Below are 11,513 nucleotides of genomic sequence, written 5' to 3'. Positions count from 1 at the left end.
GGGACAGGTTCCGCGACTTATTAATGAGTCACGGAACCTGTCCCCTCCCTTTTGACTCTATCCCTTCACCATACACCGTTATTTGAAAAATTAGTTCATCTATTCATTTGAATGTCAGAAAGATAGTCGGGATTTCTTGTCTGCGTCAAGGTAATTTTCGTCTTCCTGTTGAAATATCAGAGCACTTCTTTTATAATTTATTATGTAATGGTATACCTATGCCCATTTTTAGGGTGTTTTGAGGATTGAATAACAGAGAAGAGGTACATGGTTTGAGTACGACAAAACGTTTGAAACGAAATCTTGTGTTTGCCTTATTAGCACTTCTGGCAGCTTTGTTTGCTATCGTGGCAGCGACATTTGCATGGTATATTTACCATACCAGTTCTCATACGACAAAAGTTCATATGGCGGCAGGTACGGGTGTTTCTTTGGAAATTTCCAATCAATATAGTGAAGGGTATGGATCGGCAACGGTACTGGAGGAGTTTAACGGATGGCTGAATCCGGTATCGACAAACAAAATTTCCAATGGATTTCAGAAGGTGCTTGGTTTTACCAACGGAGATGAGACGCAGCCGAAGCTGGTGGCGAACCTGTTTGGTCCCAGTGAGACGAGTGATTATTATAAGACATCATTATATATTCGGACGAATCATGAGAAGCTGGATGTGTATTTATCCGGCATAGGATATGAGGATGATGATGAGAACCTGCCCATATCTACAGCGATTCGTGTGGGGATTGTTCCTCATTATGCCGGGAAGGATCAGGGCGAGAGCGGAGAATATATTTTCGCGATCAATGATGCGGAGAATCCGGAGAAAGAGTATAACACGGCTACGGGAAAAGAGGGATATGTTCTGGATTCCACGAAGACGGATGGAACGACGCTCCCGTTTGAGCCTTATGACAGCAGGAATTTCTGCGTTTACGATTCCGAGAGCGGAGCCGTTACTTTGAAGGATGAGTCATTGAAGATTTGTACCGTGAGCGGTACTGGTAATGATTATGGCGAGTCGGTGCAGGTGGATATTTATATCTGGCTGGAGGGCTGTGATCAGGATTGCACGCGGAGCCTGTGCGGAAAAACACTTAAGAATCTGGCACTCTCATTTGCCGGATATGCACAGGGATAGTGTTAAATGGAAATTAATTGAGGAAGGAGACTGTGTATGGAAAAGAAAAAGCTGCGTAGAACAGTATATCTGGCATATGTCTGGCTGGTTGTTCTGGCTGTTATTTTTATTGCGGCTACCTATGCATGGTTTACCTTTAACCCGACTACTAATGTTACACCTATGAGCAGCACCATAAGTGAGGGAGGTGCCAGCCTTCTCATCGCAAATAATCCGAATGGGGAGTTTGCCAAGGAGTGTACATTGGTGCTGGATGGAACGGTGACTTCCCTGCGTCCGGTTTCTACTGTGGATCTGAATCGATTTTATACAGCAAAGGGACAGAACAGGCAGGGGATTTCTATCCTGTTTGCCGATGCAACAGATAGTATTAACAGCAGTGCTATGCATGGGAAGGTTTATTTAAAATCTGAACAGAGCGCCTGTGATGTGTATCTTTACAGATCCGGACTGAGTCTCGGAGGAGATGCTCAGACTCTTGCGGCTCTTCGCCTGGGTCTTCGGATCAGCACAAACAGCGGGACGAATACATATATTTTTCAGTTAGATGATATGGGAAATACGGCAGGGGCTTCCGCGACGCGGACCGTGCCACAGAGCGGAACGGTAGTTTCGGCGGTGGATAACAGTGGTTCGGCTTCTTTTACTGCTGATCCGGCAGTGGCATTGTCCGGGTATATGGCAGTTGAGCAGGGAACGGATGGTGAACCGGCAGCAGGTAATACTGTTCTTTGTACTTTGCAGGCAGATGAGGTGGGAACAGTGGAGTACTGGCTTTATCTGGAAGGCTGCGATGATAATTGTATCGGTGAAGTGCAGAGTAAGGATATTGAACTCGCACTTGCATTTGCCGGCGTAGAAAAATAAGGAAGGAGGCAGTGCCAATGATGGGATTTTATAAGAAATTCAGGGCTTGGGCTGTGGGAGTGACCATGATAGCTGCAGCGTTGGCATTGTCTGCTGCAACCTATGCATGGTTTACCTCGAATCGTCTGGTTAATACCGATAAGGCGACGGCACGGTCAGGTACGGATACGCTCGAGCTGCAGATCAGTTCTGAGGGCGGGAATAATTTTCAGGCTTCGAGTGAAGCCGCGATTATTCAGATGAACCGGACAGCGCTTTCTGAGCTGATGCCGGTATCTACGGCAGATTTGAATAGCTTTGTTTATAATCCTTCTTCAAGAGGGGATATGGCAGAAAGCTTCCGTACGGTAACGGATGAGAATTATTATTATCACGGACGCATCTATCTGCGTGCTTTGGCACAGGGAGACAGCGTCAGCGGAAGGATGGCATTATATCTGGACGAGGACAATGAAGCAGGAGGTGCACTGGCACAATCGGATGGAGGACTGGTTCTCAATGCGGCAAGACTGGGGCTTACCTTTGATGGTGGAAATCCGGCAATTTTCTATCTGAGCAATACCAGTAATCCGGAGGAACAGCAGATTCGGAATACCAGTATCAATGGAGAAATCCTGGCAGACGGACAGGTGCTCAAAAGTTCCGGGGGAACGTTATCAGCTGTGGCAGATCCTTCTATACCCCTGGCAGACAGGACAATCATTATGAATGATTCCGGAGCAGTGCTTCCGGCAGCACCGCTGCTTTATATGAATTTGAATCAGATATATACGGTAGATATTTATTTTTATATAGAAGGATGTGATCCGGATTGTTCGAACAGTATCGGTCTGGATGAACTGGATCTGCATCTTGCCTTCTATGGAATATTGGAAGAATAGGAGGCTGAGTATGGGAAAGAGAGAAAAATCTGCCCGGAGAGAGGGGCAAAGTACCCGACAGGCGGCTATGACGTCTGTGCTTCTTGTGTTACTGGCTCTGGTCAGTGTAACGGCAGCAACGATCGCATGGTTTTCCATTGCGGATCGAACGAAAGTCCGGAGTATGAATATGGAGATTACTACGGGAGCCAATCTGAGATTTGATCTGGATGCACATCGGTCATTTGATGACTATGTAAAGACTCTCGGGTTTGAGCAGATTGCAGACCGCATGAGGCAGGAGAAGGGCTTCGACATGCGGGAGACCCCGCTGGAACCGGTAACGACTGCGGACTATACGACATTTACACTGGAAAACGGAACGGTGGTGGAAAGTACAAAGGGTTCCTATCTGGAATTTACACTTCACTTTATGGCACTTGAGAATATGGTCGTGCATTTGTCCAGTGCAGACAGTACAAGCCAGAAAAATGATGGTACCGAGATCACATCGGGAGCAGCGGGACTGGCTGAGGCTATGAGGATTAGCTTTACCGTTGACAACCGGACGTTTGTTTATGATCCGGGAATGGGAAATACCAGTACGGCATCCGGGAATGGGAAGATATTTGGATTGCCTCAGGGTGGGGCGATGACGTATAATAATGACAACGAGTTATTTTCACTGAAAAAGGAAACGGATCAGCCGGTCATCGTCCATGTCTGGATGGAAGGAACGGACGAGAATTGTACAGATGCGCTCAAGGGAGCGGATTATTCCATACAGCTGCGATTTGTCGGAACGGATGAAAATGGAAATGAACTGAACGGAGCCGAACAGAATTAGAGAATATAGTAAAGAGAGGTACATACATGAAAGCAGTAAAACGTGGTGTTACAGTTGTAATTAGCATTATTTTGTGGGCAATTATCCTGCTGGCCGCCCTGTTTGCATTTACTACGCTGGCGACCAGAGATCAGAATAATGTTGCCAGTCTGGGTGGATTCACACCCATGATCGTAGAATCCGATTCTATGGCACCCACCTTTTATGCGGGAGATTTGATTTTTATTAAAAAATGTGACACCGCGGCACTGAAAGAGGGAGATGTTATTACCTTCCACACGATTATCAATAATGAGTATGCATTGAATACTCACCGTATTGAGAGTATCACGGAAATGAATGGTGTTCGCAGTTATACTACCAAGGGTGATAATAATGATATGGCGGACACACATGTGATATCAGACGGGGATATCGTAGGTAAGTATGTAAATAAGCTGTCCGGTTTTGGAAAGATTATGGAATTCCTTTCCAGCAGTATGGGATTCCTGATCGTAATTGTGCTTCCGCTTCTTCTGTTTTTCATCTATCAGATTTATCATCTTGTTATGGTAAGTATTAATCTGAAGAAAGCAATTGCAGTAGAAGAGGCAAAAGAGAAGGAACTTGCGAAAGCGAAAGTAGATGAAGCTGAAGCGGCGCTGGAGGAGGCGAGACGCCTGAAGGCAGAGGCAGAGGCAAAAATTGCGGAGCTGGAAGCGAGCAAAGGAGCGAATAAAGAAGCAAAGAAAGACGAAGAGGATGAATAAATATGAGTGACTTTTTGAAGTTTGCTTATGAACTGATTGCGCAGGTAATTTACAATCTCACAGCCCTGTTTGTGGCAATCGCGAAGGTATTTGTCATAGGCTGGCTGGACTATTTTACAATCTTTGGTACGTATTTTGGAACGCTGAGCATTGTTGCAAAAGTTCTTGCAGTGCTCCTGATGCTGGTTTTGATGGCTATTCCGATTCTTTTGATTGTGATCCTCATACGCAGGTGGATTCTTCATATCCGATTGAAAGCGGACAAGGAAGACAATGCTACACTGTATAAAGAGATTGGAAGACTGAACAAGCAGGTTCTGAGCCTGATAGACGAGAAGAATAAGATATTGGCCATGAAGGTGAATACCATGGGCGGTGTGGAGAGGATTCCTTACATGGGAGCGTCTGCACTGACCGATGATGTGATACCTACGGTGGAAAATGTAAGCGGCAATGCTCCGGCGGGTGCCGGCGGAGCTGTGATCCAGTCCGCAGAGATTAAAGTGGCAAGTGGCAATCTTCAGGCAGATGGATCATCCGGTAAGAAGGATTTTACGGGGATTCAGAGATTCCCGAAGCTGGATCTGGTGGATCAGAAATATCAGGATTATATCAGACCGGAATTCGACGATGTGATTACATTGGAAGAGTTTGTAGAAAATTACAGACTATTTGCGGCAAGTCAGATGCATCTTTATTATACACCGGAGATTATCCGCCGCTTTGTGGCAGGTATGGCAGCCAGCAAACTGCTGATTCTGGAAGGTATTTCCGGTACAGGTAAGACCAGTCTTCCGTACTCTTTCAGCCGTTATCTGGACAATCCGGCTACGATGGTGTCTGTTCAGCCGTCTTATCGTGACCGTACGGAGCTGTTGGGATATTTTAATGAATTTTCCAAGCGGTTTAACGAAACCGAATTCCTGCGTGCATTGTATGAAGCCGGTTATCGTGAAGATCCGAGCTTTATTGTGCTTGACGAGATGAACCTGGCGCGTATCGAATATTATTTTGCGGAAATGCTTTCCGTACTCGAAATGCCAAGCCATGATGAGTGGGTGCTGGATCTGGTATCTACCGCATGGCCGGAGGATCCGAAGCTGCTGGATGGCGGTAAGATTTCCGTATCCGATACCCTGTGGTTCGTAGGAACGGCGAACAACGACGATTCTACATTTACAATTACAGATAAGGTGTACGACCGTGCGATCCCGATTGAGTTGAATGAGCGTGCGGAGGCATTCGAATGTGAGCCGCAGCCGAAGTGCTATGTTACCTGTGCGCATCTGGAGGAAATGTTCGTCCGTGCGAAAGAGGAGCATCCGATCAGTGAGGAAACACTTGAGAAGATGGAGAAGCTGGATACTTATCTGCAGACCCGTTTCAAGCTGGCGTTTGGTAACCGTATTATTAAACAGATGTATGATTTCATTCCGGTGTATGTAGCATGCGGAGGCACGGAACTTGGCGGTATGGACTACATTGTTGCCCGGAAAGTATTGAAGAAATTTGAAAGTTTAAATGTAAGCTTTGTCCGTGACGAGATCAAAGGTCTGATCGGTTATATTGAGAAGATCTTCGGTAAATCAGAGATGCCGGACAGCAGGGCTTACCTGACCAGAATTCAGAATCTGTATTAAAAGAGGAAGATAAATGGAATATACAATTAATGATCTCTATCTGAAATATATCGAAAAAGTGGGGGAAACGCTGGAAAGTGACCGGTATTTCCAATATCTGTTTGAGATGGTGCAGGCTGGGAATACTACCCTGCAGCAGACGCATCAGGTTCTGCATAAGGTGGTAGATGAGCGATGGCTTACTACGATTGAGGACAGTCTGGATGCGATCAATACGATTATTGAGAAGCCGCGCCGTTTTATAACGACTGTAGAGGAAGTAGTGCCGGTGGCACTGGCCCGCAAGATATCGGCAGACAGTGTACGTCATCTGAGCATGAACACGCAGTTTATTGCCAGTGATGAGGATGGGGAGATTCATCCTACCCGGGTACTGAACGTATCCGCGGATGAGAGCTACGATCTCTATGAGAACCGCTTTATTTATCATCTGATTCAGCGTCTGGTAACCTTTATCGATAAACGTACAGATGTCATCTTCTGGTCTACGGGAGATGAGACCCGCAATACGCTCACAATGGAGAGTAAAGTGGATGATGCTTACGAGCAGATTGAATACAAGATCGAGATGAAGATCAAGAATCTTCAGAGCTTTGCGGAAAACGACAATGATAATATGCAGGTCTTCATGCGGATCGACCGTGTAAGACGTATGGTGATGGCGCTCAGGAACAGTTCTTTCTGCAGCCTGATGGCCGGATGTGCCAAAGTACGAAGTCCGATTCAGAGAACGAACCTGATGATGAAGGATCCCAATTATCGTACCTGCTATAAGTTGTGGCAGTTCCTGGAGAGTTATGATGAGGTTGGTTATACCATCGATGCCAGAGATTCCGCTCTGGAATTTGACGAGGAATATCTGATTCAGTTATATACCAATCTGATCACGAACTACACCGTATTTAAGAGTTTACTGGAAAATGATCCTCGTCAGCTGGAAGAAGCGGAAGCTCATAAACACAGTGTGGTCAAACCGAAATTTATTAAGGAAATAGAAGAACAGATTGTGGATGACTACAACATTCCGGATGTAGAAGTCCGCAAGGTTATTATAGAAGAAGTGACGCAGGCACAGCTTGATGCAGAAGCGAAGCTGGAGGAAGAGACTGCTCTTCGTAAGGCGGCTGAGGAAGCCCGTATGGACGCGGAGGTACAGCTGGAGAACGAGCGTTGGCAGATGCAGTCCCAGATGTTTGAGACCCAGCAGCTGGCGGAAGAACAGATTTTTGCAGCTCAGCAGAGCGCGGAAATGCAAGTGAAAGAGGCACAGGATAATGCGCAGGCTCAGATTAAAGTGGCGCATGAAAATGCCGAAGCGCAGGTCGCAGAGGCACATCGTCAGGCAGACAAGGCAATTAAGGAAGCGAAAGCCGAAGCTGAGAAACAGAGCAGGAAGGCTCGTGAAAGTGCGGAAGCGCAGGTCGCTGAAATCCGTGAGTGTGCTGAAACCCAGGTAAGAGAGGCTCAGGCGAGTGCTGAAGCACGAGTGGCAGAGACCCGCGAGAATGCGGAAACGCAGGTGGCAGAGATGCGTCGCCAGGCTGACAGTGCAATAGAAGCAGCGAAGACAGAGGCTGAGAGACAGAGCCGCGAGACCCGTGAGAATGCAGAGTCTCAGGTGGCAGAAGCACGTGAAAGTGCAAAAGCACAAGTAGCAGAAGCCCGCGAGAATGCGGAAACGCAGGTGAGAGAGGCGCGGGAGTCTGCCGAAGCACAAGTTGCTGAAGCTCGTGCAACTGCCCAGAGTCAGGTGAGAGAAGCGCAGGAAAATGCCCAGGCTCAGATTGAGGAAATCCGCCGTCAGGCAGAAGCCCAGATGGAAGCAATGCGCCGTCAGGTGGAAGAAGAGCTGGCAAAGGCTCGTCAGCAGGCAGAAGCAGAGATACGTCAGGCAAAGGAAGAGGCCAAAGCGAAAGTGCAGGAGGCAGAGGCGGCAGCGGAAGAGGCGTCTCAGGCAAGAAGGGACGCCGAAGAAGCAGCAGCTTCCGAGAAAATTTCCCGTGAACAGGCTGAAAAACGGGAAAAGGCAGCAGTGAAACAGGCGGAGAAGGAAGCAAAAGCAAGAGCGAAAGCAGAAGCAAAGGCTGATGAGAACCGATTGACTAACCGTATTATTGCAGCCTTATTGGAACGCCGTGAGAATAAGAATCCGACGAAGGAAGAATCTGAAGAAAAACCGACAGATGAAAATTAATTATGCTGAAAAAAATTGTTTTAAAGATTATTAATGCCATATCCATTCTTGCTATAGCAGTATCTGTAATAGTACTTTTGATGGTAGTACTGACCAGATCGGGAGAGGCACCGAGTATTATGGGCTATTCGGTATTCCGTGTTATGACCGGAAGTATGGAACCGACCATACAGACGGACTCGCTTATTGCAGTGAAGAAGGTGGAACCGTCACAGGTGAAGGAGGGAGATGTTATCTCCTTCTATTCACAGGATCCGGCACATGGTGGTGCTGTCAATACCCATCGGGTGGTGTCCGTAGAGCAGAATGGCGAGACATGGATATATGAGACAAAAGGAGATGCGAACCAGGTGGTGGATCAGTATCCGGTATCTGCGGAAGACTTGATTGGAAAAGTGGTATTTGTATCCCATCCGCTCGGAGTGGCGGTTCGTCTGTTGTCTAACCCACTGATTTTCATTCCGGGAATACTAGTACCTCTGTTTTTTATATTAATTTATAACATAAGCCGTACAATCCTGCTGACCAGAGGACTGGTACAGGAAGAGGAGGAAGCAGCCGTCCGGGAAGCGGTAGAGGCAATCCGAAAAAAACGTGCCGTAGAAGCTTCTGAAACGGAAGATAATAAGGAGTAAACGAATATAGCCGTCGTTATTTGCAGAAATGTGAGTAATGGCGGCTGTAAGTTTTAAAGTAAAAAAAATATATTGAAAAACAGTGTCAACGATGATATGATTATGAAAATGGTATGAAAAGAGGAAAGAATTATGATTGAGGCAGATGCTTATAAAGCAGAAAAGGAAGCGAGGGAGAAGCGGCTGCTGGCGTACTCCGAGATGATACAGAAGAGGACACAGGAGATTTCTTCGGAAATCATAAAAGAACTGGTTTTAGAACGTCACAGGCAGAACTTGACCCAGAAAGATATTGCAGATATGACAGGAATTCTCCCATCGAATCTGGCGAGATTTGAAGGTGGCACAAGAATTCCTACACTGATTGTATTGGAGAAATATGCAGCAGCATTGGGCAAGCATATTGAGCTTCGGATAAGTGATGATGAGTAATGAGAATGAAGTTTCCGGGAGGAGCTTCATTTGTTTTAAATATCATAAGTGATAGTATCTGTAAAAATAATTAATTTGACACATAAATAAAAAGCAATTATTATAATAGTAAGTGAGGAACGAATATAGTGGGACAAAAAGATACGATAACCAAAAGTTATATGTCCAAAAAGAAATACTTTGCTGATGCATTTAATTTTCTAATGTTTGAAGGGAATGTTAGAAGATGTTGATAAGTCAGTCCTGCATTTTGTGAATGATTATAAGTTAAATCTTATCGTCCCAAAAGAAATTGATGATTTTTCAAAATTTGTAACGGACTTTGGAAAAGCAATGAAATATATTGCCAGTTCACAAGACAAACAGAAAATGCAGGAGAATATTTTAAGTAATCAAAAATATTGTTAAAAGTTATTAGATGTGTTTAAATGCACTCATGGAGGTGTGTTTATGAACACGTCAAATATTACAAATTATAAACCGAAAGATTTTGCTGAATTAATAGGCGTTTCTGTCAAAACCCTACAGCGTTGGGATAGGGAAGGAACTATAAAAGCAAATCGTACTCCAATTGACAGGCGTTATTACACTTACGTCCAATATCTTCAATTTAAAGGTATAAATGCAGAAAATGATAATCGTCAAATCGTTATTTATGCCAGAGTATCTACAGGAAATCAAAAAGATGTTTTACAAAATCAAGTATCTTTTTTAAGGCAGTTCTGTAATGCCAAAGGTATTATTGTAGACCAATGTATTGAAGGAGGATCAGGAAATTGCTGAAGAGTTTCAAAACAGAACTAAATCCGACGCAGGAACAGAAATCCAGGATTAACAGAACGATTGGCACTTGCAGATATGTTTATAACTTCTACCTTGCCTGCAACAAAGAGCGCCACGAAAATGGCGAAAAGTTCATGACAGGTAAAAGCTTTAGTGTCTGGCTAAACAATGAATATATTCCAAATAATCCTGATAAAGCATGGATCAGGGATGTGTACTCAAAAGCAGTAAAGAAATCTATTGAGGATGGGTGTACTGGATTCACAAGATTTTTTAAACATCAGAGTGCTTTCCCGAATTTCAAGAAGAAAGGCAAGTCTGATGTGAAAATGTATTTTGTAAAGAATAATCCAAAGGATTGTGCCTGCGAAAGACACAGGATTAAAATTCCAACATTAGGCTGGGTAAGACTGAAAGAAAAAGGCTATATTCCTACTACGAAAGACGGATGGAAAATTAAAAGCGGTGCAGTTTCTGTGAAAGCGGACAGATACTATGTATCCGTTCTGGTAGAAATTCCGGATACTCCGGTTGTTAATAATAACAATGATGGTATCGGTATAGACTTGGGAATTAAAGATTTTGCAATTGTTTCTAATGGTAATACCTATAAGAACATCAATAAATCAGCAAAATTAAAGAAATTAGAAAAACAATTAAGAAGAGGACAGAGATGTCTCTCGCGTAAATATGAGAATTTAAAGAAAGGAGAAGTCACTCAGAGAACAAATATACAGAAACAAAAGCTGAGAGTACAGAAACTTCATCGTAGAATAGCCAATATCCGCACTGACTATATCAATAAAACGATAGCTGAGATTGTGAAAACCAAACCATCTTACATAACTATTGAAGATTTGAATGTGTCAGGAATGATGAAGAACAGGCATCTTTCAAAAGCTGTTGCATCGCAGAAGTTCCACGAATTCAGGACAAGACTGAAAGCTAAATGTGATGATAATGGTATAGAATTAAGAGTTGTTGACAGATTTTATCCATCTTCTAAAATATGTCATTGTTGTGGCCGGATTAAGAAAGATTTAAAACTTTCTGACAGGGTCTACAGATGTACATGTGGATATGTAGAAGACCGAGATTTTAATGCAAGTCTTAATCTAAGAGATGCTGTTACTTACGAAGTTGCATAATCAGGCAAACGTAAGTATGTACCGAAGGCTATTTCGGGAATTTACGACTGTGGAGTGTACATGAACTTGTGAGTAGCGTGTTACTTGTAACCGCCAAAGCATACACTAAGAAACAGTAAGAAGTATCCGTGAGGGCTTCAATTTCTCGATGTGTTAAGTATATTTAAACACATTTTGAGTGGCAGCGAATATTTCTGTGCCAGAAGGAAAGGGGCAGGT

Annotated in this window: 11 protein-coding genes and 1 pseudogene; all 12 read left to right on the top strand. The window is 44.4% G+C overall.

Translation table 11 applies throughout. From position 1 onward, the window contains the following. The first annotated feature begins 272 nt into the window (after window positions 1-272). Window positions 273-1,139 carry a hypothetical protein gene (locus ACQRCC_RS08965; RefSeq protein WP_427850475.1) on the top strand — a complete coding sequence of 289 codons (867 nt, stop codon included), beginning with the start codon at window positions 273-275 and terminating at the stop codon, window positions 1,137-1,139. A gap of 36 nt (window positions 1,140-1,175) precedes the next feature. After that, window positions 1,176-2,006, top strand: a complete 831-nt coding sequence (locus ACQRCC_RS08960) for a hypothetical protein (RefSeq protein ID WP_427850474.1) — start codon at window positions 1,176-1,178, stop codon at window positions 2,004-2,006. A gap of 17 nt (window positions 2,007-2,023) precedes the next feature. Continuing rightward, window positions 2,024-2,887, top strand: coding sequence for a hypothetical protein (locus ACQRCC_RS08955; protein WP_427850473.1), 864 nt, complete (start codon window positions 2,024-2,026; stop codon window positions 2,885-2,887). Between the two features lie 10 nt (window positions 2,888-2,897). Next, window positions 2,898-3,713 carry a hypothetical protein gene (locus ACQRCC_RS08950; RefSeq protein ID WP_427850472.1) on the top strand — a complete coding sequence of 272 codons (816 nt, stop codon included), beginning with the start codon at window positions 2,898-2,900 and terminating at the stop codon, window positions 3,711-3,713. A 26-nt stretch (window positions 3,714-3,739) separates the two neighbouring features. Next, window positions 3,740-4,462 carry a signal peptidase I gene (locus tag ACQRCC_RS08945; RefSeq protein ID WP_427850471.1) on the top strand — a complete coding sequence of 241 codons (723 nt, stop codon included), beginning with the start codon at window positions 3,740-3,742 and terminating at the stop codon, window positions 4,460-4,462. A gap of 2 nt (window positions 4,463-4,464) precedes the next feature. Beyond that, the gene (locus tag ACQRCC_RS08940) at window positions 4,465-6,102 is read left to right on the top strand and encodes a hypothetical protein (protein WP_427850470.1); all 1,638 of its coding nucleotides are present in this window, start codon (window positions 4,465-4,467) and stop codon (window positions 6,100-6,102) included. Window positions 6,103-6,115: 13 nt separating this feature from the next. Then, on the top strand, window positions 6,116-8,296 hold the full coding sequence (locus tag ACQRCC_RS08935; protein ID WP_427850469.1) for a hypothetical protein: 2,181 nt from the start codon (window positions 6,116-6,118) through the stop codon (window positions 8,294-8,296). Window positions 8,297-8,298: 2 nt separating this feature from the next. After that, the gene (locus ACQRCC_RS08930) at window positions 8,299-8,931 is read left to right on the top strand and encodes a signal peptidase I (RefSeq protein ID WP_427850468.1); all 633 of its coding nucleotides are present in this window, start codon (window positions 8,299-8,301) and stop codon (window positions 8,929-8,931) included. Between the two features lie 132 nt (window positions 8,932-9,063). Further along, window positions 9,064-9,363 carry a helix-turn-helix domain-containing protein gene (locus ACQRCC_RS08925; protein ID WP_427850467.1) on the top strand — a complete coding sequence of 100 codons (300 nt, stop codon included), beginning with the start codon at window positions 9,064-9,066 and terminating at the stop codon, window positions 9,361-9,363. Window positions 9,364-9,579: 216 nt separating this feature from the next. Then, window positions 9,580-9,771 (top strand): hypothetical protein, encoded by a 192-nt coding sequence (locus ACQRCC_RS08920; RefSeq protein ID WP_427850466.1) that lies wholly within the window; start codon window positions 9,580-9,582, stop codon window positions 9,769-9,771. A 57-nt stretch (window positions 9,772-9,828) separates the two neighbouring features. After that, window positions 9,829-10,137 (top strand): annotated as a pseudogene (locus tag ACQRCC_RS08915) (MerR family transcriptional regulator); the annotation flags it as partial. Continuing rightward, the gene (locus tag ACQRCC_RS08910; RefSeq protein ID WP_427850529.1) at window positions 10,131-11,294 is read left to right on the top strand and encodes an RNA-guided endonuclease InsQ/TnpB family protein; all 1,164 of its coding nucleotides are present in this window, start codon (window positions 10,131-10,133) and stop codon (window positions 11,292-11,294) included. The pseudogene ACQRCC_RS08915 and the gene ACQRCC_RS08910, both read left to right, overlap by 7 nt. Window positions 11,295-11,513: the final 219 nt, after the last annotated feature.

This window comes from Sporofaciens sp. SGI.106 (genome assembly GCF_050314255.1).
GTDB lineage: Bacteria > Bacillota > Clostridia > Lachnospirales > Lachnospiraceae > Claveliimonas.
Note: the sequence above shows the minus strand (reverse complement) of the source record. Positions and strands in the feature narration are given on the sequence as shown.